The organism is Salinimicrobium oceani, assembly GCF_012037645.1.
The window spans coordinates 1-377 of sequence record NZ_JAAVJR010000991.1 but is presented as its reverse complement, the minus strand read 5'-3'; the positions used below and the strand labels follow the sequence as shown (position 1 = coordinate 377).

The window sequence follows — 377 nt, the reverse complement described above, 5'->3', positions numbered from 1 at the left end:
ACTTTTTTTCCTGAAATATTCAATAGCTGTAGGCGCAGTTAACCCGTGAAGTACAATAGAGATAAGGATAATATAAGCAGTAATGGCATACAATTCATTTTTATGTTCGAAATAGTCAAAGGTTACAAATGCCCAGGAGAGGTAGAAAATTGAACCTATACCTCTTATTCCAAAAAAACTTACAGCGAGTTTACTTTTGAAGTCTTCTTTGACCCCAGTTAAACCTATTAGGCCCGCTAAGGGTCGAATAACAATAACAAACAGAAAAGCAAACACAATCCCCCTCCAGTCTGTGAGGGTTAACATACCATTCATTATGGAACCTCCAAAGAGAATAATGTAAACCACCATGAGCAGGTGTTCAATTTCGGTTATAA

Annotated in this window: 1 protein-coding gene; it reads right to left on the bottom strand. The window is 36.9% G+C overall.

Translation table 11 applies throughout. The features are described 5' to 3' along the window. On the bottom strand, positions 1-377 hold a 377-nt coding region (locus HC175_RS20415), incomplete at both ends, for a cation:proton antiporter domain-containing protein (RefSeq protein ID WP_209310149.1).